The organism is Microbispora rosea, assembly GCF_900156315.1.
Lineage (GTDB): Bacteria > Actinomycetota > Actinomycetes > Streptosporangiales > Streptosporangiaceae > Microbispora > Microbispora rosea.
This window is the reverse complement of sequence record NZ_FTNI01000035.1, coordinates 1-21,042: the sequence shown is the minus strand read 5'-3', so window position 1 is coordinate 21,042 and position 21,042 is coordinate 1. Positions and strand designations below refer to the sequence as shown.

The window sequence follows — 21,042 nt, the reverse complement described above, 5'->3', positions numbered from 1 at the left end:
CTGGTGCGAGCCGTACCGGTGCGTCCGGTCAGACCATCTGGTGCTGCTCGGCGCTGAGCGGCGCGGCGATGTCCTCCAGGGAGCGCCGTGCGGCCTCCACGCCCATGAACCACTGCACCAGTCCGGCCGCCATCATCAGGACGGCGCCGATTAGGTAACCGACCACGACGTTGCCGACGACCCCGCTCTCCACCAGGCGGCCGAACAGCACCGGCCCGATGATGCCGCCGAGCCCGGTGCCCACGGCGTAGAACAGCGCGATCGCCAGGGCCCTGGTCTCCATCGGGAAGATCTCCGAGACCGTCAGGTAGGCGCTGCTCGCCCCCGCCGAGGCGAAGAAGAACACCACCATCCAGCAGGCCGTGAGGGTCACCGGGGTCAGCACCTGCGCGTCGAACAGCGCGGCGGTGCCCAGCAGGAGCAGGCCGGACAGCACGTAGCTGCCCGCGATCATCGTCCGGCGGCCGATCGTGTCGAAGAACCGGCCGAGCAGGACCGGGCCGAGGAAGTTCCCGATCGCGATCGGGACGAGATACCACGGCGTGCTGCCGTCCGGCACCTTGAAGAACGTCGACAGCACCAGCGCGTACGTGAAGAAGATCGAGTTGTAGAGGAATGCCTGGCCGATGAACAGCGACAGGCCGACGGTCGTGCGCTTGGGGTAGCGCCGCAGCAGTGTGGCCGCCACCTCCGTCAGCGGGGTGTGCGTCCGCTGGTTGATCCTGATCTCCCCGTGCGCGGGTTCGAGCGTCTTGCCGCTCTCCTCGCGGACCTTCGTCTCGATGTCCCGCACGATCTCCTCGGCCTCTTCGCCGCGCCCGTGGATGAACAGCCAGCGTGGGCTCTCCGGCACGGTCCTGCGGACCAGCAGGATCGCCACACCGAGGACGGCGCCCAGGCCGAACAGCAGGCGCCAGCCGAGATCGGCCGGCAGCAGGCTCGTGTCGAGCGCCGGGATCGCGATGAGCGCGCCGAGCGCGGTGCCGAGCCAGAAGGAGCCGTTCACCACCAGGTCGACCGTGCCGCGCACCCGGGCCGGGATGAGCTCGTCGATCGCCGAGTTGATCGCGGCGTACTCGCCTCCGATGCCGGCGCCGGTGAAGAACCGGCACAGGTAGAAGTACCAGGCGTCGTGCGAGAAGGCCGTGGCCACGGTGGCGGCGAGGTAGACGGCGAGCGTCACCAGGAAGAGCTTCTTGCGCCCGAATCTATCCGTCAGGTGGCCGAAGAAGAGAGCGCCGAGACAGGCTCCCGCGACGTACACCCCGGCGGCGATCCCGACCTCGCTGTCGGTGAGTCCAAGCCCGCTGCTCGGGTCGGTGATCCGGGGGCCGATGACCCCGACGATGGTCACTTCGAGCCCGTCGAGGATCCAGACGGTGCCGAGTCCGATGAGCACGAGCCAGTGCCAACGGGCCCAGGGGAGCCGATCCAGCCGCGCGGGAATATCGGTGCTTATTTGCGCCATATCGTCCCCTTCTCCGGAAGATATGGCGCCCGTCTACCCCGGATCCGGCCAGAAATTCATTCTGCTTCGCACCGGTCCCGGTCCCGGCCGGTGCGCGCCGGCGGTCAGGCCGTCCTCGTGCTCTCGCTCTCCACGCCCCTGGGGGGCGGCACGGCGGCGTCGTGCCCGAGCTCGAACCACACGCAGACCCCGGTGCGGCTGGCCGACACGCCCCACCGGCGGGTGAACAGATCCACGAGGTGGACGCCGCGGCCCGGCGTGAGCTCGGGAGACGTCCAGCACCCACAGCCCTGTGTCGACAGCGTGACGCGGGCCGCGGCGGGCGTGGCCAGGACCGACACGCCGTACCCCGGCGGGCGTCCACAGGAGGCGGCGTGGCGCAGGGACTCGGCGACCAGCTCGCCGATCAGTTGCACGGCGTCGTCGCGGTAGGGATGGCCGTCGCCGAGACGGTTCGCCACGAACCGCCGGGCGGCCCGCACCCGGGACGGGTTTCCTGAGAAGGGGCGTGAGATCGCGATTCTCCCCGAGAGGTTGAGAATTGTCATCCCCTGATAACTCCCTGTGCACCCGTCTGTGGATGGCGATTCGAGGTCCGTGCAAGACTGCGTTCATCCTGCACTTTGCAATACGGCTACGCAATATGGCGAATGCACGATTGCATAGTTTCCTTTTGCGGCGAAAGGGAGAGTTCGACCTATGAGGGGAGTTGGCGGCCCTACTGTCCGGCTCCGTCGGCTTTCCGGTGAGCTGACGCGTCTACGGCGTGAAGCCGGGTTCGTTCGCGAGGAGGTCGCGCGACGGCTCGGCATGGCGGCCTCCACCGTCTATCGCATCGAGACCGGCCACACCCGCCCGCACGCCCGGACCATCCGCGACCTGCTCGATCTCTACGGCGTCGAGGGCTCGGAACGGGACGCGCTGATCGCGCTGGCCAGGGACGCCGCCCGGCGGGGATGGTGGCGCGCCTACGACGACGTCCTGCCCGGGCCGTACGTCGGGCTGGAGTCCGAGGCGTCGTCGGTGCGCAACTACGAGCCGCTGCTGGTCCCCGGGCTGCTCCAGACGGAGGACTACGCCCGCGCGGTCATCGGCGCCGCCCTCGTGAAGGACCCGGCGGAGATCGAGCGGCGGGCGGCGGCCCGGATGGAGCGCCAGCGGCGCCTGACCGGGCCCGCCCCGCTGGAACTGTGGGCCGTCCTCGACGAAGCGGCGCTGCGCCGGCCTGTGGGCGGGCCGCCCGTGATGGCCGAGCAACTGCGCAGGTTGCAGGAGATGGCCGTCCAGCCGAACGTCACCGTGCAGGTGCTGCCGTTCGACGCGGGCGCCTACCTCGGCATGGGCAACTCGACGGCGATCCTGGCCTTCCCCGATCCCGGCGATGCCGACGTCGTGCTGCTGGAGAACATGAGCGGCGAGCTCTACCTGGAGGATCCGGCGGAGATCCGCGGATACGTCCAGGTCTTCGATCATCTTCGTGCCGCCGCGCTCGGCCCGGAGAAGTCCATGGAAATGATCATTTCGGTCGAGAAGGAGATGGCAGGACGATGAGGGGACTCGTACCGGCGGACGACCTGGCCTGCGCGGTCTGGCGTAAGGCGGCGCGCTCGAACACCGTCGGCAACCAGTGTGTGGAGGTCGCGCGCCTGCGCGACGGCGTCGCCGTGCGCGACTCGAAGGATCCCCAGGGCCCGCGGCTGATGTTCACTCCCGGGGAGTGGGAGGCGTTCATCGAGGGGGTCAAGGGCGGGGAGTTCGACCTGTCCTGAGCACTCCCGTCCCCGTAGGGCCCGTCTCCGTCCTGGACGGAGCGGGCCGTACGGCATTCCGGGGGCGATGCGGTGCGGCCGGTCCGGAATGGCGGGCGCTTCACCGGGCAGGAGACCTGGCATGCGAAGGGAAGACGACCGATACATCGATACCGAGGATGAGCCGGACATCGCCGGTGAGTGGACTCCGTCCGCCACGGACCCGCCGAACGCGGAGCCGGACGACAAGAACCCCGACGAGCGCTGGGACAAGCCGACAGAGGTGTGAGGGAGGATCGCCATGACCATGGGAGTCGACCCGCGGGACCTGGGCGACGAGGACCTGATCCGCGAGTTGCGCCACCTGCACGAGACCCGCACGGAGACGTTGTTCCACGGGTCGGACGACGCGCTGGAGCGCCACACCTCGCGGACGCAGGAGCTGGAAGGCGAGTACCTCGCACGCTACCCGGACCGGCAGGTCGATCCGGAGCGGCTGCGTGAGGGGGCGAGACAGCGCAGTGCCTGACGAGGAGCGCCTGGAAGACGTCCAGGAGATGACGACGGCGGACATGACGGTCTACGAGGCCGTCGCCGCATTGAACACGAAGGGACGGCCCGCGACCGTCGCCGACGTCGCCGCGATGACCGGGCTTCCGGAGGACGACGTACGGCGGTGCCTCGACAGCCTTGCCGAGGGCGGCAGGCTGGTGCCCAAGGGAGACGCCTACACCCTCGGCACCCACGACTGGGGGCTCGAATACTGACGGGCGGGCCTTGCTCCACCACCCAGGCGGACGCGCTCACGAGCGGGCGGGTGCTCCGGCCGGCCGTGATAGTTGCGCTCTGGTGAGCCTCGGGAGCGGCCATCGCGGGCGCGGCGGTACAGGGCACGGTCTTACGCCGGCCTCCGCACCCGCCCGCCCCCGGCGCAGGCGCCGGCGGCGGGGCGGGCCGCGAAGGTCAGGAGCAGGCGGAGGCGAGCTGCTGGGTCGCCTGGGTGGCCTTCTGCCCGAACTCGGTGAGCTTGGTCGCGGCGGCCGGGTCCGACAGGTCGATCTTGAAGGATGCCCACGAGTCGGCCATGCCGGCGAGCGCCACCTTCAGGTCGCCGTCGGCCTTGCCCGACAGCTCCTTGAGCTGCGCCGCGAGGTCGCCGGTGGCGGCGTTGAGGCCCTTGATGTCGCCGGCCGCGCCCGCGGCCTTGGAGCTGTAGTCGGTGAACGCCTTGGTCGCCTCCTCGCAGACGGCCGTCTGGCTCCCGCTGCAGGCGGCGGTCAGGCCGAGAAGGGCGGACGCCGCGACGACGGCGAGGCTGTTCCTGAGGATGTTCATGGTGCCTTCCTGGGAGATCTGCAACACGGTGGACACTAGGAATCACCCCTTTCACAGTGCTTTCAGCCCGCTTGCATCCGTGTCGTCGAAGATCCTTGGCGCGGCCGTTCCGCGTCGTATGCTTGCCGCCATGACGCGACGGCTTGCGGAGGTTGCGAAGAAGGTCGGGGTCAGTGAGGCCACGGTGAGTCGCGTCCTCAACGGCAAGGCCGGGGTCTCCGAGGCCACCCGGGAGGCCGTGCTGACGGCTCTCGACGTGCTCGGGTATGAGCGGCCCACGCAGTTGCGCGGCGAGCGCGCCCGCCTGGTCGGGCTCGTCCTGCCCGAGCTGCAGAACCCCATCTTCCCGGCGTTCGCCGAGGTCGTCGGCGGGGCGCTGGCCCAGCAGGGGTTCACCCCCGTGCTGTGCACGCGTACGGTCGGCGGGATCTCCGAGGCCGACTACGTGGACCTGCTGTTGCAGCAGCAGGTGTCCGGCGTGGTCTTCGCCGGGGGGCTCTACACGCAGACCGGCATGGTCCACGAGCACTACCTGCGGCTGGTCGAGCGGCGGCTGCCCACCGTGCTGGTGAACGCGGCCGCCGATCACTGGGACTTCCCCCGCGTCTCCTGCGACGACACGATCGCGGTGGAGCAGGCGCTGGGCCACCTGCGCGCGCTCGGTCACCAGCGGATCGGCCTCGTCGTCGGTCCCGCCGACCACATGCCGTCCATACGCAAGCTGGAGGCGTTCCGCGCGGCGGGCGGCGAGTTGGTCGAGCATACGATGCACTCGCTGGAGGGCGGTCACGCGGCGGCGTTGAAGCTCGTGCGGCAGGACGTCACCGGGATCATCTGCGGCAGCGACCCGCTGGCCCTCGGGGCGATCCGCGCGGCGCGGCGGGCCGGTAGACGCGTGCCCCAGGACGTGTCCGTCGTCGGATACGACGACTCCGCGCTCATGACGTGCGTGGACCCGCCGCTCACGACGGTGCGTCAGCCGATCGAGGCGATGGGCCGGGCCGCGGTGGAGCTACTGGTCAGCCAGATCGAGGGCGCCGCCGTCGCCACCGGCGAGCTGTTGTTCGAGCCGGAGCTCGTGGTCCGCTCCTCCACCGGCCGCGTCGGCGTCCCCGTCACCTGACGGCCTGCCGAGGGGGTCATGCTGTGTGGGGGAGCCCGGAGGAGGAGGCGTCCACTCCTCCTCCGGGCGTCCCGTTCCGGGTTACGAGGCGTACGCCTCGAACTCGGAGATCTGCGCGGCAGGCCAGCCGGTGTTACCGGTGACGTTCAGCCGCAGGTAGCGCCGGGCGGCGGCGGGCACGGCGACGGTGACGCTGTTGCCGGTCGCCGGGTCGAACGTGTAGCCCGCGGGCCCGGCGATCGTCGTGTAGTTCGTGCCGTCCGTGCTGCCGAGGACCGACAGCGTCTGGGTGCGGGTGCCCCAGGCGGCGCTCGGCGGCAGCTTGAGCACCACCCTGCCGACGGTGACGGACGCGCCGAGATCCACGGTCAGGGTCTGCGGGAAGGCGTTGTTGGCCGACTCCCAGTAGGTGCCCGCGTTCCCGTCGGTCGTGTTGCTTGCGACGTACACGTCGGCGTGACTGCTCGCGCTGACCGCCTTGCCCCGGGCGAGGTTCCCCGTGGGCAGCGGGCTGGGCGACGGGCTGGGGGAGGCACTGGGCGAGGGGCTGGGTGAGGGGCTGGGGGTGCCGCCGCCGGTGCCGTACACCTCGAAGGCCGACAGCTGCCCGGCGGGCCAGCCGGTGTTGCCGGTGACCGTCACCCGGACGTGACGGACGTTCGCCGTGCTGAAGGAGATGCTCGCCGTGTTGCCGGTGGCCGGGTCGAAGGTGCGGCCCGCCGAGGGGGACAACGTGGTGTAGTTCGTGCCGTCCGTGCTGCCCAGGACCGACAGCGTCTGGGTCCGGGTGCCCCAGGCCGCGCTCGGCGGCAGCTTGAGCACCACCCGCTGGACCGCGGTCACCGCGCACAGGTCCACGGTGATCGACTGCGGGAAGGCGTTGTTGGCCGACTCCCAGTAGGTGTTCGCGTCGCCGTCCACGGTGTTGGCCGGGACGTACGCCTGGGTGCTGCTCGTCGCCGTGACCGCCTTGCCCCGGGCGAGGTCGCCGCTGCCGGGAGCGCACGCCGTCGGGCTGGGCGAGGGAGAGGGGGAGGGTGAAGAGGAGGGCGAGGTGGACGGTGACGGGCTCGGGCTGGGGTCGCCGCCGTCGTAGATGTAGTTCGGCGTGGGCCACTGGCCGGTGCAGACGGTGGACGTCGGGCTCCAGCCGGAGTTGCCGCTGCCGTACGCGGGGGCGAATCCGGTGCCGACGCAGTTGTGGATCGCGACGCCCGCGCCGATGTGGGCCGCCCTCACGTTGGTGAAGCTCGCCTTCGCCGCCGCCTGCGCCTGGATCATGTACGTCCCGGTGCCGTCCACGTTCACGTTCGAGAAGTTGACGGTCTGGGTGCTGCCCTCGATGAACTGGATGGCCTCGTAGGAGCTGTCGACGACGTCGGTGTCGGTGACGTTGATCGTCGCGTTGACCGGCTCGTTGAGGGCGTCGAACCAGATCGCGCCGACGCCGAAGTTCCAGTTGTAGTCGCTGTTGCCGGCCCTGATGAGGGTGTCGCGGGCGACGGTGATCGTGCCGGCCACCGCCGTGCCCTGGCCGGAGTTCACCCCGGGATAGCGGTTCGCGACGTGGATGCCGCCGCCGTTGGTGACCGTGTCGCTCACCACGTTGTCGGTGATCTTTATGTCCCGGCCGCCGTACGTCACGATGTTGTTGGCCAGGACCGGCGCGACCACCGTGTTGAACGTGAACGCGTTGTTCACGTTGGCCATCCGGTCGGGCCACATCGCCAGGCCGTCGTCGCCGGTGTTGCGTACGAAGGTGTTGGTCACCGTGGAGTCGGTGACCCCGGTGTGGAAGTTCACGCCGTCGGCCGTCTGGTCGAGGATGCGGCTGTTCTTCAGCGTGAAGTTGTCCATCGGGCCGTCCATCCAGGCCCCGACCTTGGTGTGCTGGAGCCACACGTTGTCGACCACCGAATCGGTCATCGCGCCCCCGAGGGCGTTGACCTGGTCCTCGTCCACGCGTTCAGTGATGTCGCCGATGATCGCGAAGTCCCGCAGGGTGACGTTGCGGCTCGGCCCACCCGCCTCGTGGGACCGGATCGGCCCGGTGTAGCCGCCGCCGCTCACGTACTTGCCGTAGACGCCGACGGCCCGGTTGCGCTGAGTGGGGTGCCGGCCGGTGAGCACGCTGTACCAGGGTCCGGCGCCGCGCAGCGTGACTCCGTCCACGACCACGTGGTCCCACAAGGTGTACGTCCCGGCCGGGATGTAGACCTCCTTGCCCTGGGCCTTTCCCGCGTCGACGGCGGCCTGGAAGGCGGCGGTGGAGTCGTTCGTGCCGTTGCGGTCGGCGCCGAAGTCGTCGACGGACAGCGACCCGGCGGGCCGGGGGATCGCGTCCGGCACGAGTTCGAAGTCGGCGAGGTCCACGACGACCCACGGCGCGACCGAGGTGGAGGCCACCTGGATCCTGACCTTCGTCCCCGCGGCCAGGGTGGATCCGAACATCGTCCGGGTCTCGTCGTAGAAGTGGTGCGGCTTGTCGCCGGGCGTGTTGCCGAACGGGTAGCCGCCGTAGAACCAGCCGTACCGGGAGGTGAACTGCAGGTCCTTGAGCTTCGTCCCGTTGACCCGCAGGTCGACCGGCGCCGTGATGCCCGTTCCGGTGGCGTTGTCCGGCACGCTGTAGCGCACGGTCATCGCGTTGGCGGGCTTGGGCAGGGTGAACTCGACGTACTCTCCCGGCGCGTCGAGGCGTACGGCCCGGCGGCCCGACGCCTCGGACGGCAGGTGGGTGTAGACGCGGTCCGGGCCGATCTGCTCGCCGTTGGTCGTGGCGGCCTCGGCCTCGATCTCGGTGAACGGCACGGTCGCGCCTCGTCCAGGGACGGAGAAGGGCGACGGCGAGGTCGCGGCCGACGAGGTGCCGGGGAACGCCACCACACTCCCCACGGCGATCAGCGCCCCTGCCACCGCGACGGCGGCTCCGGATCTTCTCATGAGGTTCCTTTCTGCATGCGAGACCCGTGAGATGCGGCGTGGACGCTGAACCGCCACACCTCCGAAGAAGGTGAGTGGCCCACACGATAAGTTGACAAACATCCTTCTGCAATATTGCGACGAGAAGTCGCAAGATGACATGCGCGTTACGGCATTACGTAACCCCAGCCCTGAGCCCCCTGGAACGATCCGCACTTCGCCCCCAAGAGTGGCGGGGTCGCCCCCGCCCACCACGATCGGCGGGGGAGACCCCCAACCGCGAAAATGCGGCCCGACCTGCTGCTCGTGTGCGCATGCGCAAGTGGATGAAAGTCTTTGCGCTCACTGTCGTATAGTTGCGTCCATGACACGACGGCTTGCGGAAGTGGCCAAGAAGGTGGGCGTGAGCGAGGCGACGGTGAGTCGCGTGCTCAACGGCAAGCCGGGGGTCTCCGACGCCACCAGAGAGGCGGTGCTCACCGCGCTCGACGTGCTGGGATACGAACGGCCCACCCAGCTGCGCGGCGACCGCGGCCGGCTCGTCGGCCTGGTCCTCCCGGAACTGCAGAACCCGATCTTCCCGGCGTTCGCCGAGGTCGTCGGCGGCGCGCTGGCCCAGCAGGGGTTCACGTCCGTCCTGTGCACCCGGACCGTGGGCGGTGTCTCGGAGTCCGACTACGTGGACCTGCTCCTCCAGCAGCACGTGTCCGGCATGGTCTTCGCCGGCGGCCTGTACGCCCAGGGGGACGCCTCCCACAGCCACTACCGCAGGGTCCTCGAACGCAAACTGCCGACCGTGCTCGTCAACGCCGCGGTCGAGCATCTCGGGTTCCCGCAGGTCTCCTGCGACGACGTCGCCGCCGCCGAGATCGCGCTCGCCCACCTCATGGCGCTCGGGCACCGCCAGGTCGCGATGCTGCTCGGCCCGCCCGACCACGTGCCGTCCCAGCGCAAGCTCGCCGCGTTCCGCGCGTACGCCGCCGCCAACGGCCTGGAGCTCGGCCCCGACCACGTCGAGCACACGATGTTCTCGCTGGAAGGCGGGCACGCCGCCGCCACGCGCATGGTCGCCGCCGGCGTCACCGGCATCATCTGCGCCAGCGACGTGCTCGCCCTCGGCGCCATCAGGGCGGCCCGCCGGGCGGGGCTTTCGGTGCCCGAGGACGTCTCCGTCATCGGCTACGACGACTCGGCGCTGATGAACTGCGTGGACCCGCCGCTGACCACGGTCCGCCAGCCCATCGACGCCATGGGCAGGGCCGCCGTCGAGCTGCTCGTGGCCCAGATCGACGCGGCCGTGGTGCCCGGTGACGAGCTGCTGTTCGAGCCAGAACTCGTCGTGCGCGCCTCGACCGCCCCCGCCCCCCGCCCCTGACAGGCCCTGTCCCCGTCACCCCCACAAACCGCGCCCGCGCTGGTCAGCGAACCAGGTCATCTGCCCCGTCAATCAGCGCGCGGAGCGCCGGGGGCGGGCGGGTGCGGAGGCCGGCGTAAGACCGTGCCCTGTACCGCCGCGCCCGCGATGGCCGCTCCCGAGGCTCACCAGAGCGCAACTATCACGGCCGGCCGGAGCACCCGCCCGCTCGTGAGCGCGTCCCCGTCCTCAAAGACCAGCTCTTGGGCGCGTCCCGGTCCTCAAAGCTCGCACGCTCGGCCCACCACCCCGCTCGTGACCGCGTCTCCGCCTTAAAAGCCCGCTCGTGAACGCGGCCCGACCGTGGCACGCCAATGACAGACCGATCACTGTCACTTTTTTGCAGAGTTATTGACGAACTATTGCTCAGTCCTGCATGCCTCTGTATGTTTCTCGCAACCGAGCGGATCGGGGCGCTCCAGTCGGCCCCGAGCCGTGTGCTTCGACGGGTCGTGGTGCGCGGTTCCAGAAGGGAACGAGGATGAAATCCCACAAGCTCTCGATACTGCTGGTCTCGGGACTTGCCATTGCAGCGGCCGCGGCGTGCGGCACCGACGACAGCGGTAACGGTGGCGAGAAGGCCGGCGCGGCGGCCGGTAGCGCCGGGCCGGTGTCGATCTCGGTCAACTGCGAGCCGCCGAAGACGAACAAGGCGGAGCGGGCGACCTTCGAGGAGGACCTGGCGGCCTTCCAGCAGCTGAACCCCAACATCAAGGTCTCGAAGGTCACCGACGCCTTCCCCTGCTACGACCCGCGCACCTTCGAGCCCAAGCTGGCCAGCGGCGAGCTGGAGACGGTCTTCTACGTCAACTTCCCCAACGTGGGCCGCCTCATCGAAAGCGGGCAGGCCGCCGACATCACGTCGTACGTCAACGAGATCAAGACGTTCCAGGACTACAACAGCTCGATCGACCTGTTCAAGAAGGACGGCAAGATCTACGGCCTGCCGACCGACGGCTACGGCATGGGCCTCGTCTACAACAAGGCGGTCTTCACCAAGGCCGGCCTCGACCCGAACAACCCGCCCAAGACCTGGGCCGATGTGCAGGCCGCCGCGAAGAAGATCGCGGGGCTCGGTCCCGGTTACGTCGGGTACGGCGAGTACAGCGGCAACAACGTCGGCGGCTGGCACTTCACCGCCTCCATCTACGGCCGGGGCGGATCGGTCATCACCGACGACGGCAAGAAGGCCGCCTTCAACACCCCCGAGGGCAAGGCCGTGCTGGAGAACCTCCACCAGATGCGGTGGGCCGACAACAGCATGGGCTCCCAGCTCTACATCGACTGGCCGGCCCTGATGAAGGCCATGGCCGGCGGCAAGATGGGCATGATGCTGGGCGCGCCCGACGTGCTCATCTCGCTGCGCAACGACTTCGGCGGCAAGTTCGAGAACTACGCCATCACCGCCCAGCCGGAGGCCAAGGCCCTGTTCAACGGCGGCGCCGGCTACATGATCAACCCGAAGGCCACCCCGGAGCAGATCAAGGCCGGCCTCAAGTGGATCGAGTACAAGTTCCTCACCCCCGGTAAGGGCCAGTTCGACTACGTGCGGGCCAAGGGCGCGAACCTGACGGTCGGCCAGCCGTACCCCGACCTGTACGGCGCGGACACGCCGTCCGGCCAGGCCGTGAACGACCTGCGGCAGCAGAACGCGAACATCGACGCCGCCCAGTTCGCCGGCTGGGTGGAGGGCTCCAAGGGCATCCCGCCCAAGGCCGAGCCCGGGCCGTACGCACAGGAGATCTACAAGATCCTCGACACTCCGATGTCGGCCGTGCTGACCCGCAAGGACGCGAACATCGACCAGCTTCTGTCCGATGCCGAGTCGAAGGTCAACTCCCTGCTGGCTTCGAAGGGCTGATCGCCCGGATAATCCGGGCCTAATCCGGGGCGCCGCCCGCCGCCGTCGTACGCGCGTGGCCGGCGCCCCGGCAATCACGTCGAGATCGGATTCACAACGATGACCACAGCGAGCATCCCGGCAGCGGGCGGCGGGCGGCGGCAGCCGACGAAACTAGGGCGTGCCGTGCGGCGCAACGTGACCGCCTACGGCTTCCTGTGCGGCGCTCTGATCTGTTTCGCGTTCTTCTCCTGGTATCCGATGGTCCGGGAGGTCATCCTCAGCTTCCAGAAGACCAACTTCGTGGACCCGCCCACATGGGTGGGGCTGGACAACTTCCGCACCGTCGTCAGCGACCCGGCGTTCGGGCCGGCCTGGGTCAACACCGCGCTGTTCACGGTGCTCGCCCTGCTGTGCGGCTACGGGATCCCGTTCGTCACCGCGATTGTCCTCAACGAGCTGCGGCACGCGCGCGCCTACCTGCGCTTCGTGGTCTACCTGCCGGTCATGCTGCCGCCCGCGGTGAGCGTGCTGCTGTTCCAGTGGTTCTACAACCCCGACTACGGGCTGTTCAACCAGGTCCTGGACCTGTTCCACCTGCCCGGCCTGCAGTGGCTCAACTCGACGAGCACCGCGCTGATCTCGCTGGTCATCGTCTCCACCTGGATGAACATGGGCAGCGGCACGCTCATCTATCTCGCCGCCCTGCAGACGATCCCGAGCGAGCTGTACGAGGCCGCCGAACTCGACGGCGCCGGCCTGTTCAAGCGCATCTGGCACGTCACGATCCCGCAGACCAAGCTGATCCTGCTGGTGATGCTGCTTCTGCAGATCGTGGCGACCATGCAGGTGTTCATCGAGCCCTACCTGCTCACCGGCGGCGGTCCGGAGAACGCCACGGTCAGCGTCGTCTACCTCATGTACCAGTACGCCTTCAACTTCGGCAATCTCAACGCGGGCAACGCGCTCGGCCTGATGCTCATGATCGTGCTCATGGTGTTCTCCGCGATCTACCTGCGCGTCTCGCGCGACAACACGGTGTGAGGGGAGCGACCATGTCGAACATCACCGTCATGCCCGACCGCTCGGCCGGGACGCCGGCCACCCCCGCCGGGCGGGAGCGCCGCAGGCAGCGGCGGCCCCGCAAGCCGATCAACACGCAGTTCCGCACCGCCGTCTCGCCGCACCAGCTCAACACGACGCGTGGCCGGATCATCTACTGGATCGTGCTGGTGATCGTGGTGGTGAGCTTCACCGCCGCGTTCGTCTTCCCGCTCTACTGGATGGTCACCGGTGCGATGAAGTCCACCGAGGAACTCAACGCGATCCCGCCGACCTTCCTGCCGTCGCACTTCTCCCTGGACGGCTACCTGGAGGCGTGGGACCTGCTGGGCCTGGGCACGCTGCTCGGCAACACCGCCCTGTACGCGGGGGGCGCCTGGCTGCTGACGCTCGCGGTGGACGTCTCGGCGGCCTACGCCCTGTCGAAGCTCCGCCCGGCGCTCGGCAAGGTCGTGCTGGCCCTGATGCTCTCGACGCTGATGATCCCGCCCATGGTCATCATGCTCCCGGCGTACCTGACGGTGAAGGAAGTGCCGATCTTCGGCTGGAACCTGCTCAACACGCCGTGGGCGATCTGGCTGCCGGCCGCGGCCAACGGCTTCAACGTCTTCCTGCTCAAGCGGTTCTTCGACTCGATCCCCAGGGAGCTGCTCGAAGCCGCCGAGATCGACGGCGCGTCGCCGGGCCGCATCCTGTGGTCGGTGGTGATACCGATCTCCCGGCCCATCCTCGGCGTGGTCTCCATCCTCACCGTCGTCAACGTCTGGCGTGACTTCGTCTGGCCCCTGCTGGTCCTGCCGGACAGCGACAAGATGTCGGTGAGCATCGGCATCGCCTCGCTCTCCTCGCAGATGCCGCAGAACGTGCTGGTCGCCTCCCTGGTGATCGCGAGCATCCCGACCATCGTCGTGTTCTTCCTGTTCCAGCGGCACATCATGGCCGGCCTCACCGCCGGCAGTCTCAAGGGCTGACACCCCTCCCCGTCGCTTTTCCCTCGTCATCCGTAAGGAGTTGTATTCAGCATGCCCGGCAACACCTCGACCCCCGATTGGTGGCGCGGGGCCGCGATCTACCAGGTCTACCTGCGCAGCTTCGCCGACGGGAACGGCGACGGGACGGGTGACCTGGCGGGGCTGCGGTCACGCCTGCCGTACCTGGCGGAGCTCGGCGTCGACGCCATCTGGCTGAACCCGTGGTATCCCTCGCCCATGGCCGACGGCGGCTACGACGTCGCCGACTACCGCAGCATCGAGCCGGTCTTCGGCACCCTGGCGGAGGCGGAGAAGCTGATCGAGGAAGCCCACGAGCTGGGCATCCGTACGATCATCGACGTCGTCCCCAACCACGCGTCCGACCAGAACGCCTGGTTCCAGGAGGCCCTGGCGGCCGGTCCCGGTTCGGAGGCCCGGGAGCGGTTCTGGTTCCGCCCCGGCGTCGGCGACGGCCCGCCCAACGGATGGCAGTCGATCTTCGGCGGCCCGGCCTGGACACAGGTGCCGGACGGCGAGTGGTACCTGCACCTGTTCGCTCCCGAACAGCCCGACTTCAACTGGAACAACCCGGCCGTACGTCAGGAGTTCCTGGACGTGCTGCGGTTCTGGTTCGACCGGGGCGTGGACGGCGTGCGCATCGACTCGGCCGCCGTGCTCGTCAAGGACCTCGACAGCGTCGAGGAGTCGTACACCGACCACGACGGAGTCCACGAGATCTACCGCGAGTGGCGGCGGGTGTCCGACTCCTACGGCGGGCGGATCCTCATCGGCGAGGTGTGGCTGCCCGACCAGGAGCGGTTCGCCAACTACCTGCGCCCCGACGAGCTCCACACCGCGTTCAACTTCGACTTCCTGTCGAGCGCGTGGGAGCCGGCGGCGCTGCGTGCCAGCATCGACCTGACCCTCGCCACCCACGTGCCGATCGGCGCGCCCGCGACCTGGGTGCTGTCCAACCACGACGTCGCCCGTCCGGTCACCCGCTATGGCCGGGCCGTCACGTCGTGGGACAACGCGGAACGCCGGGACCGCATGCCGTCCGACCTGGAGCTCGGCCGCCGCCGGGCGCGCGCGGCGGCGCTGCTCGCGATGGCGCTCCCCGGGAGCGTCTACGTCTACCAGGGGGAGGAGCTCGGCCTCAACGAGGTCGAGGACATCCCCGAGGAGCTCATCGACGACCCGATGTGGGAGCGCTCCGGCCACACGGTCCGCGGCCGTGACGGCTGCCGGGTGCCGCTGCCGTGGTCGGGCGCCGAGCCGCCCTTCGGCTACAGCACGGGCGAGCCCTGGCTGCCGCAGCCGGCCGGCTGGCGCGACCTCACCGTGGAGGCTCAGGAGGCCGATGAGAGCTCGATGCTCTGCCTCTACCGCTCGGCCCTGCGTCTGCGCCGTGAGCTGCTCGGCGACGGCGCGCTGACCTGGCTGCCGTACGGGGACGAGGCGATCGCGTTCCGCCGCGACTCCGGTCTGGTCTGCCTGGTCAACCTCGGCGCCGAGCCGGTCGCGCTGCCGGAGACGGGTTCGGTGCTGCTGGCCAGCGGCCCCCTCGACGGCGGGCTGCTCCAGTCCGACACCGCGGTCTGGATCATGGAGGCCCGATGAGAATCCTGCTGGCGGCGGCCCTGGCCGCCACCGGGCTCGCGGTCTTGGCGACGCCCGCGTCCGCCACGGTGAAGCCCTCCGTCGTGACGCGGGCCGCCCTCGACCCGGCGCTCGTCGCCGGACGCGGAGCCGACGTCGACTTCGCCGAACAGGAGGCGGAGAACGGCACGACGAACGGCACGGTCATCGGCCCCGGCCGCGACGCGTACACGCTGCCCGCGGAGGCGTCCGGCCGCAAGGCGGTCAAGCTGACCCCCGGGCAGTACGTCGAGTTCACGCTGCCCGAGGCGGCCAACGCGATCACCGTGCGGTACAGCGTCCCGGACGCTCCCGGGGGCGGCGGCATCACCGCGCCGCTCGACGTCGCGGTCAACGGCCACAAGCGGGCCACCATGACCCTCACGTCGCAGTACGCGTGGCTCTACAACCAATATCCGTTCTCCAACGACCCGAACGCCGGGCTGCTGCACCCCGACTGGTGGATCACCGAGTGCTCCTGCGTGCCGGACGCCACCACGCCGGCGCCGGAGATCGCCAAGCCGTTCCGCCCGAACCACTTCTATGACGAGCAGCGCCTCCTGCTCGGCCGTACGTACCGGGCGGGCGACACGGTGCGGCTGACGGTCCCGGCGGGGAGCAAGGCGGCGTGGACGGTCGTCGACCTGCTCGACTCGCACCTCGTCGGACTGCCGCACGTCGAGGCCCTGGCGGCGAACGTGCTGCTCTTCGGCGCCGACCCGACGGGTAAGCGCGACTCCGCAGAGGCGATCGACAAGGCGATCGCGTTCGCGAAGCGCACGCACCTGAAGGTCTACATCCCGCCGGGCACCTACCAGGTGAACCGTCACATCGTCGTGGACGACGTGACGATCACCGGTGCCGGAAGCTGGTACACGATCATGAAGGGCCGTCAGGTGGACCTGGACACCCCGGCCCCGGACGGCTCGGTGCACACCGGTGTCGGGTTCTACGGCAAGGACGCCGCGGCGGGCGGCAGCCGCAACGTGCACCTGTCCGGCTTCGCCATCGAGGGCGACGTACGGGAGCGCATCGACACCGACCAGGTCAACGGCGTCGGCGGCGCGATGAGCGACTCGACGATCGACGGGCTCTACATCCACCACACGAAGGTCGGCATGTGGTTCGACGGCCCGATGCGCAACATCAAGATCACCAACAACGTGATCGTCGACCAGATCGCGGACGGGCTCAACTTCCACACCGGCGTGACGGGCTCCGTCGTGTCGAACAACTTCTTCCGCAACACCGGTGACGACGCGCTCGCCCTGTGGTCGGAGAAGACCGCCGACGCGAGCAACACGATCGACCACAACACGATCCAGACGCCCGTGCTGGCCAACGGCATCGCGATCTACGGTGGCAGGGACAACACGGTCTCGAACAACCTGATCGCCGACCCGATCAGGGAGGGCAGCGCCATCCAGGTCGGCTCCCGGTTCGGCGCCGAGCCGTTCGCCGGCAGGCTCCGCATCACCGGCAACACCACTGCCCGCGCGGGCACGTACGAGCTGAACTGGAACATCGGCCTGGGGGCCATCTGGTTCTACGCGCTGGAGAAGGACATCGACGCCGACATCGAGGTCAGCGGCGACCACTACCTGGACAGCACCTACAACGCGATCATGCTGGTCAGCGAGTGGTCGGTGAAGGACCGGTACGCGATCCCGAAGGTCCGCTTCAAGGACATCCGGGTCGACGGCACGGGCACCTCCGTGGTCAGCGCCCGCGTGAAGGGCTCGGCGTCCTTCGGGAACGTGGACGCCCGCAACGTGGGCGCGGTGGGCGTCAACAACTGCGGGTCCTTCAACTTCCCGCCCACGGGGTCGGAGTTCTCCCTGACCGACCTCGGCGGCAACGACGGTGGCTGGCTCGCTCCCTGGATGCTGCCCAACACCATCACCTGCGACGACCGCCCCCCGGTCGTCCCCCCACCCGCCCCGGCCCCCTGGTGACGCCGGGCCACTGACGGAAATACGAGGGCCCTCCCCGGCCGCCGGCCGGGGAGGGCCGTTTCGTCGTCCGCCGTCTCAGGCCGGGTCGAAACGCCCGCCCTTGACGCCCTCGACAAAGGCCTTCCATTCCTCCAAGGTGAAGGTCAGGATCGGACTCTCATCACCGCGTTTTCCATCGCGCACACTGACATGACGGCCCTCGAAAGTCACTTCGACGCAGTTGCCGCCGCTGCAAGCACTCCTCCATCTCAGGTCCCGGAACGGAGGCTCGTCGGCCATACACCCTCCTGCGTGTCGCCTGGCCGGGAAAGAAGTCCTACGTCGCGGCTGGGCGTTTACCACTAATTTACAGCGGTTTGCGCCCTCTGGATAGTGGGCGCGGCCAGGCCGGAAGGGCCCTCCGGCCTGGCCGTCTGCATATCACTTACGCAGGTCGTGGCGTCCTGTCTTCACATCTGCAACAAAATCACGCCAAGCGTCGGTCGAGTAGAGCAAGATCCCCTGCTCTCGATTCTTCGAGTCACGAACAGCGACCCCGCCTCCGGTGAATGCCACTTCCACGCATTCCCCTCCGGTGCAACGAGAAGAGGTGTGCCACTCCGATATCGGGGTGGTCACACCTTGCGGCGTTTCCATTGAATCTCCTCATCTGTATCGCCATAATGCCGAGGTGATGTGAGGCCTCTGGGGTGCATGATGCCGACGATGCAGATGTTCTTATTGTCGGGAATTGTCTCCTATGATCCTTGGTTAGGCATTCAAAAGCGGTACCTCTCGCTCGCTTCAGCGACGACATCCAGTGACGCCTGGGGGTTGAGGGCGGCGGCCCGCAACCGATCGACGGCCTCCCGATAGCCTTCCAGGTCTTCCTGCTTTTCCAGGTATTCGGCACGCCCCAGGAGTTCGATGAAGACGACGGCCGGCATCGTCGCATCCCCGATCTCGAAGTAGACGAAGGGGTTGTCGGCGCACATGTACGCGCCCAGGTCGAGTGGGATGACCTGAACTGTCACGTTGGGTAGCTGCGCGGCTTCCAAGACGGCCTGCATCTGAGCATGCATGGTCGCTGCGCCTCCCACCCGACGCAGCAGGGCGGCTTCATCGAGCAGCGCCCAGTAACGAGGCGCGTCGGGCTCGCGGAGACGGGCTTTCCGCTTCATGCGGACTTCCACCCGGTGCTCCAGAACGTCTGGCGCGATTCGTGGCAACATGCCACGAATGAGGGCGCGGGCGTACTCCTCCGTCTGCAGGAGGGAGGGCACATAGGTGATCTGGAACTCGGAGACGGCGACGGCGCTGGACTCCAGGTCGACGAAGGTCGCGAGTGCGTCGCTAAGTTCGCCCCACTCTTGCTTGAAGCCGGGTTGCCGTGCTTCCCTGGCCAGGTTCATGAGCTGTGCGGCGACGTTTTGATTCTCAATGCCATAGATCCGGCAGAGTTCGCGCACGTCTCGCAGGCTCACCCCACGTTGGCCCGTCTCCATCCGGCTGATCTTGGCGGGGCTGCACAGCATCTTCTCGGCGACCTGCTCGACGGTCATGCCGGAACCGTGTCGCAACTCTCGCAGTCGTCTCGCCAACTGACGCTGGCGAAGTGTCAGATACGTGCCGGCCACCTGGCGCCACCCTCTCCGAAAGTGGCAGCCTAGCACGACTGGCACTATGCCATTGGCAAATTGCCATCGGCAAGATTGCCAATGGCAAAGGACGGGTAGGAATCTGACATAAGCCTCAACGTGGCGGCTGGACCGGCCGGTTCCCGAAGGGAGGCGATGCGAATCAGGGGCCCGTCTTCCGGCCCTTTTCTTCTGAAACGCGCTGCTGGGCCGATGGTGGCACATCGACCCAGCGCAGACGACCATCCAACCTGCCTGCTCAGCAAAGGGATGATCCCATGCACTTTAACAGCAAGAACATGCGCGCTCCTTCCCTCGCGGGGTTACGGATGCGCATCGTCGCCCTCCTGTGGAGGGTGGGCGAGGAGGCGTTCGCGGAGATCGACGCGTTCGCCTGGGTGCAGCGCTGGGAGATCCGGCGTACATGGCACACGCACACCTACCGTGACACGCGGTTCGACGCGCTCGCCGCCTGCACGGTCTGCTCCGCGAAAGGACGGTGCCCTACGGGGTTGCCGTGCCGCCGATGCCGGGGCACCGGGCGGGTGAACCTGCTCGAATCACCGGCCTCCCGCAGGCCGGGGCGCCCCTCGGGCGGCCGGGCATGAGGCACTCCGTCAGGCGGAATCCCCACCTGGTCCTGCGTTTCATCGAGCGGGAGACCTCTCCCGTCGCGCGGCCGGGACCGCTGGTGGTGCTGTGGAGGTGGCGTTACGAGGCGATGCTGCTGGTGGGAGGGCCGGCGGTCGTGGGCGTCGCGGTGCGGGCGGCGGGTCCGGCCGTCACGATCGTCGCCGGATCTCTGGTCGGCCTGCTCGTCCTGCTGTGGCCGCAGGCCCGCAGGGAGGTGGCAGGCCGCTTCTGGTGCGTGGTGACCCCCCACCGCGTACGGAAGGCCTGCGCCGAGGCGTTGATCGTCAGCCGGCGGGGCAAGCTGCCCGTGATCCTCCGTACGAGGCCGGAACCGTTCGGCGAGCGCCTGTGGGTGTGGTGCAGAGCGGGGACCAGCCCGGGCGACCTCGAACGGGCCCGGGACCTGATCGCCGCCGCGTGCTGGCTGGCCCACGGCGTGCGGATCGCCAGGGACCCGCACCGGACGTCAGTCGTCATCGTCGACGTGCTGCGGCGCGCCGGCCGCCCCGTTCCCGGGGAGCCGGCGGAAACCGGGGAACGGGCGCTCACCCGGTTCCGGCCCTGACGAGGAGGACGGCTCGCGGAAGGGTGGTCAGGGCACGCGCCAGCATCAGGGGCGGCTGCCACAGGCCGTTCAGGGTGCTCGTGCCGAGGCGGACCCGGTTGGTGTACGCGGCGGCGAGAGCCTGGGAGGCCAGATTGCGAACGTAATCACAGATGCGGCCGGGCGGACAACCTGATCAAGTCGCGCCGCTGGGAGGCCGGCAGGGGCTTTCCCTTGCGGCAGGGTGGCTCGCCCCCGCCTCATAGATAATGGGTGACATCTATCACGTGGACGCTGTGAGGCGGGGGCCTGCATGATGGGCCCGCACATCGTGCCCAACGCATCACCTGCCCTATGAGGTTCGAATGCCCCTGCCGTCGCTGTTGCTGGTGCCCGGAGCGTGGCACAAGCCCGAGCATCTGCAATTCCTCATCGATGACCTGCCCGGCATCGATGTCCACACCGTGGCTCTCACCTCGTGTGGCGACGATCCCAAGGCGCTGGGCGACATGTACTCCGACGCGGCCGCCATCAGGGCCGCGGTCGAGGCGATCGGCGGCCCCGTGGTCGTCGTCGCGCACTCCTACGGCGGCGTCCCCACCACGCAGGCACTCGCCGATGCGTCCAACGTCAAGAGCATCGTCTACCTCGCCGCGTTCCAGCTCGACGCAGGAGACTCCCTGCTGTCGAGCGCGGGCGGCGACCCGGCACTTTGGTGGGAGTTTCACCGGCAGGAGGGTGTCGGCGACTTCCTGACCGTCGCGAACCCGGTC

The 21,042-nt window shown here is 68.7% G+C and carries 22 protein-coding genes; 15 read left to right on the top strand and 7 right to left on the bottom strand.

Annotation, left to right across the window (positions count from 1 at the left end; translation table 11 throughout):
* Nucleotides 1–28 precede the first annotated feature (28 nt).
* Both BXA11_RS35175 and BXA11_RS35170 read right to left on the bottom strand, forming a co-directional pair.
* Nucleotides 29–1,468, bottom strand: coding sequence for an MFS transporter (locus tag BXA11_RS35175; protein WP_204053675.1), 1,440 nt, complete (start codon nucleotides 1,466–1,468; stop codon nucleotides 29–31).
* A 104-nt stretch (nucleotides 1,469–1,572) separates the two neighbouring features.
* Nucleotides 1,573–2,016 (bottom strand): ATP-binding protein, encoded by a 444-nt coding sequence (locus BXA11_RS35170; RefSeq protein ID WP_143734705.1) that lies wholly within the window; start codon nucleotides 2,014–2,016, stop codon nucleotides 1,573–1,575.
* 151 nt (nucleotides 2,017–2,167) lie between these two features.
* Between BXA11_RS35170 and BXA11_RS35165 the strand changes: the two genes are divergently transcribed.
* The 5 genes from BXA11_RS35165 to BXA11_RS35150 all read left to right on the top strand — a co-directional run bounded on the left by BXA11_RS35165 (nucleotide 2,168) and on the right by BXA11_RS35150 (nucleotide 3,983).
* On the top strand, nucleotides 2,168–3,019 hold the full coding sequence (locus tag BXA11_RS35165; RefSeq protein ID WP_030510576.1) for a helix-turn-helix domain-containing protein: 852 nt from the start codon (nucleotides 2,168–2,170) through the stop codon (nucleotides 3,017–3,019).
* On the top strand, nucleotides 3,016–3,237 hold the full coding sequence (locus tag BXA11_RS35160; RefSeq protein ID WP_030510575.1) for a DUF397 domain-containing protein: 222 nt from the start codon (nucleotides 3,016–3,018) through the stop codon (nucleotides 3,235–3,237). The genes BXA11_RS35165 and BXA11_RS35160 overlap by 4 nt, the downstream gene beginning before the upstream one ends.
* A gap of 121 nt (nucleotides 3,238–3,358) precedes the next feature.
* Entirely contained in the window at nucleotides 3,359–3,505 is a 147-nt protein-coding gene (locus tag BXA11_RS43485) for a hypothetical protein (protein WP_159454895.1), read from the top strand.
* A gap of 12 nt (nucleotides 3,506–3,517) precedes the next feature.
* Nucleotides 3,518–3,745: a DUF6158 family protein gene (locus tag BXA11_RS35155; RefSeq protein ID WP_030510574.1), complete on the top strand. Its 228-nt coding sequence runs from the start codon at nucleotides 3,518–3,520 to the stop codon at nucleotides 3,743–3,745.
* A complete protein-coding gene (locus BXA11_RS35150) occupies nucleotides 3,738–3,983 on the top strand; it encodes a helix-turn-helix domain-containing protein (protein ID WP_076441562.1) in 246 nt (81 codons plus the stop codon). The genes BXA11_RS35155 and BXA11_RS35150 overlap by 8 nt, the downstream gene beginning before the upstream one ends.
* Nucleotides 3,984–4,179: 196 nt before the next feature.
* Here the strand turns inward: BXA11_RS35150 and BXA11_RS35145 are convergent, their stop codons facing one another.
* A complete protein-coding gene (locus tag BXA11_RS35145) occupies nucleotides 4,180–4,551 on the bottom strand; it encodes a hypothetical protein (protein WP_143734704.1) in 372 nt (123 codons plus the stop codon).
* A gap of 130 nt (nucleotides 4,552–4,681) precedes the next feature.
* Between BXA11_RS35145 and BXA11_RS35140 the strand changes: the two genes are divergently transcribed.
* On the top strand, nucleotides 4,682–5,674 hold the full coding sequence (locus BXA11_RS35140) for a LacI family DNA-binding transcriptional regulator (RefSeq protein WP_030510572.1): 993 nt from the start codon (nucleotides 4,682–4,684) through the stop codon (nucleotides 5,672–5,674).
* Nucleotides 5,675–5,755: 81 nt separating this feature from the next.
* Here BXA11_RS35140 and BXA11_RS35135 read toward each other — a convergent pair whose 3' ends face one another.
* Nucleotides 5,756–8,617 carry a discoidin domain-containing protein gene (locus BXA11_RS35135; protein ID WP_076441560.1) on the bottom strand — a complete coding sequence of 954 codons (2,862 nt, stop codon included), beginning with the start codon at nucleotides 8,615–8,617 and terminating at the stop codon, nucleotides 5,756–5,758.
* 343 nt (nucleotides 8,618–8,960) lie between these two features.
* Here BXA11_RS35135 and BXA11_RS35130 point away from each other — a divergent pair, with 343 nt between their 5' ends.
* The 6 genes from BXA11_RS35130 to BXA11_RS35105 all read left to right on the top strand — a co-directional run bounded on the left by BXA11_RS35130 (nucleotide 8,961) and on the right by BXA11_RS35105 (nucleotide 17,476).
* Nucleotides 8,961–9,971 (top strand): LacI family DNA-binding transcriptional regulator, encoded by a 1,011-nt coding sequence (locus BXA11_RS35130; RefSeq protein WP_076441558.1) that lies wholly within the window; start codon nucleotides 8,961–8,963, stop codon nucleotides 9,969–9,971.
* A 520-nt stretch (nucleotides 9,972–10,491) separates the two neighbouring features.
* Entirely contained in the window at nucleotides 10,492–11,871 is a 1,380-nt protein-coding gene (locus tag BXA11_RS35125; RefSeq protein ID WP_076441556.1) for an extracellular solute-binding protein, read from the top strand.
* Between the two features lie 99 nt (nucleotides 11,872–11,970).
* Nucleotides 11,971–12,894: a carbohydrate ABC transporter permease gene (locus tag BXA11_RS35120; protein WP_030510568.1), complete on the top strand. Its 924-nt coding sequence runs from the start codon at nucleotides 11,971–11,973 to the stop codon at nucleotides 12,892–12,894.
* Between the two features lie 11 nt (nucleotides 12,895–12,905).
* Nucleotides 12,906–13,883 (top strand): carbohydrate ABC transporter permease, encoded by a 978-nt coding sequence (locus BXA11_RS35115; protein WP_083744806.1) that lies wholly within the window; start codon nucleotides 12,906–12,908, stop codon nucleotides 13,881–13,883.
* 51 nt (nucleotides 13,884–13,934) lie between these two features.
* Nucleotides 13,935–15,503, top strand: coding sequence for a glycoside hydrolase family 13 protein (locus tag BXA11_RS35110; protein WP_076441553.1), 1,569 nt, complete (start codon nucleotides 13,935–13,937; stop codon nucleotides 15,501–15,503).
* A complete protein-coding gene (locus BXA11_RS35105) occupies nucleotides 15,500–17,476 on the top strand; it encodes a glycosyl hydrolase family 28-related protein (RefSeq protein WP_083744805.1) in 1,977 nt (658 codons plus the stop codon). The genes BXA11_RS35110 and BXA11_RS35105 overlap by 4 nt, the downstream gene beginning before the upstream one ends.
* Nucleotides 17,477–17,551: 75 nt before the next feature.
* Here the strand turns inward: BXA11_RS35105 and BXA11_RS35100 are convergent, their stop codons facing one another.
* The 3 genes from BXA11_RS35100 to BXA11_RS35090 all read right to left on the bottom strand — a co-directional run bounded on the left by BXA11_RS35100 (nucleotide 17,552) and on the right by BXA11_RS35090 (nucleotide 19,092).
* Nucleotides 17,552–17,755, bottom strand: a complete 204-nt coding sequence (locus tag BXA11_RS35100) for a DUF397 domain-containing protein (RefSeq protein WP_076441549.1) — start codon at nucleotides 17,753–17,755, stop codon at nucleotides 17,552–17,554.
* 141 nt (nucleotides 17,756–17,896) lie between these two features.
* Nucleotides 17,897–18,112 (bottom strand): DUF397 domain-containing protein, encoded by a 216-nt coding sequence (locus BXA11_RS35095; RefSeq protein WP_076441547.1) that lies wholly within the window; start codon nucleotides 18,110–18,112, stop codon nucleotides 17,897–17,899.
* A 122-nt stretch (nucleotides 18,113–18,234) separates the two neighbouring features.
* Nucleotides 18,235–19,092: a helix-turn-helix domain-containing protein gene (locus BXA11_RS35090; protein WP_076441545.1), complete on the bottom strand. Its 858-nt coding sequence runs from the start codon at nucleotides 19,090–19,092 to the stop codon at nucleotides 18,235–18,237.
* Between the two features lie 278 nt (nucleotides 19,093–19,370).
* Between BXA11_RS35090 and BXA11_RS35085 the strand changes: the two genes are divergently transcribed.
* The 3 genes from BXA11_RS35085 to BXA11_RS35075 all read left to right on the top strand — a co-directional run.
* Nucleotides 19,371–19,700, top strand: coding sequence for a hypothetical protein (locus BXA11_RS35085; RefSeq protein WP_143734703.1), 330 nt, complete (start codon nucleotides 19,371–19,373; stop codon nucleotides 19,698–19,700).
* Nucleotides 19,697–20,290, top strand: a complete 594-nt coding sequence (locus BXA11_RS35080) for a hypothetical protein (RefSeq protein WP_076441541.1) — start codon at nucleotides 19,697–19,699, stop codon at nucleotides 20,288–20,290. Before BXA11_RS35085 ends, BXA11_RS35080 begins: the two co-directional genes overlap by 4 nt.
* 344 nt (nucleotides 20,291–20,634) lie before the next feature.
* Nucleotides 20,635–21,042 (top strand): alpha/beta hydrolase (locus BXA11_RS35075; RefSeq protein WP_143734702.1); only part of this gene is annotated, 408 nt, incomplete at its 3' end.

Coding starts and splice junctions, on each gene's coding strand:
- BXA11_RS35130 (WP_076441558.1), top strand. CDS start 8,961: ATGACACGACGGCTTGCGGAAGTGGCCAAGAAGGTGGGCGTGAGCGAG.
- BXA11_RS35105 (WP_083744805.1), top strand. CDS start 15,500: ATGAGAATCCTGCTGGCGGCGGCCCTGGCCGCCACCGGGCTCGCGGTC.
- BXA11_RS35175 (WP_204053675.1), bottom strand. CDS start 1,468: ATGGCGCAAATAAGCACCGATATTCCCGCGCGGCTGGATCGGCTCCCC.
- BXA11_RS35125 (WP_076441556.1), top strand. CDS start 10,492: ATGAAATCCCACAAGCTCTCGATACTGCTGGTCTCGGGACTTGCCATT.
- BXA11_RS35080 (WP_076441541.1), top strand. CDS start 19,697: ATGAGGCACTCCGTCAGGCGGAATCCCCACCTGGTCCTGCGTTTCATC.
- BXA11_RS35140 (WP_030510572.1), top strand. CDS start 4,682: ATGACGCGACGGCTTGCGGAGGTTGCGAAGAAGGTCGGGGTCAGTGAG.
- BXA11_RS35165 (WP_030510576.1), top strand. CDS start 2,168: ATGAGGGGAGTTGGCGGCCCTACTGTCCGGCTCCGTCGGCTTTCCGGT.
- BXA11_RS35110 (WP_076441553.1), top strand. CDS start 13,935: ATGCCCGGCAACACCTCGACCCCCGATTGGTGGCGCGGGGCCGCGATC.
- BXA11_RS35160 (WP_030510575.1), top strand. CDS start 3,016: ATGAGGGGACTCGTACCGGCGGACGACCTGGCCTGCGCGGTCTGGCGT.
- BXA11_RS35100 (WP_076441549.1), bottom strand. CDS start 17,755: ATGGCCGACGAGCCTCCGTTCCGGGACCTGAGATGGAGGAGTGCTTGC.
- BXA11_RS43485 (WP_159454895.1), top strand. CDS start 3,359: ATGCGAAGGGAAGACGACCGATACATCGATACCGAGGATGAGCCGGAC.
- BXA11_RS35135 (WP_076441560.1), bottom strand. CDS start 8,617: ATGAGAAGATCCGGAGCCGCCGTCGCGGTGGCAGGGGCGCTGATCGCC.
- BXA11_RS35170 (WP_143734705.1), bottom strand. CDS start 2,016: ATGACAATTCTCAACCTCTCGGGGAGAATCGCGATCTCACGCCCCTTC.
- BXA11_RS35085 (WP_143734703.1), top strand. CDS start 19,371: ATGCACTTTAACAGCAAGAACATGCGCGCTCCTTCCCTCGCGGGGTTA.
- BXA11_RS35115 (WP_083744806.1), top strand. CDS start 12,906: ATGTCGAACATCACCGTCATGCCCGACCGCTCGGCCGGGACGCCGGCC.
- BXA11_RS35120 (WP_030510568.1), top strand. CDS start 11,971: ATGACCACAGCGAGCATCCCGGCAGCGGGCGGCGGGCGGCGGCAGCCG.
- BXA11_RS35145 (WP_143734704.1), bottom strand. CDS start 4,551: ATGAACATCCTCAGGAACAGCCTCGCCGTCGTCGCGGCGTCCGCCCTT.
- BXA11_RS35155 (WP_030510574.1), top strand. CDS start 3,518: ATGACCATGGGAGTCGACCCGCGGGACCTGGGCGACGAGGACCTGATC.
- BXA11_RS35095 (WP_076441547.1), bottom strand. CDS start 18,112: ATGGAAACGCCGCAAGGTGTGACCACCCCGATATCGGAGTGGCACACC.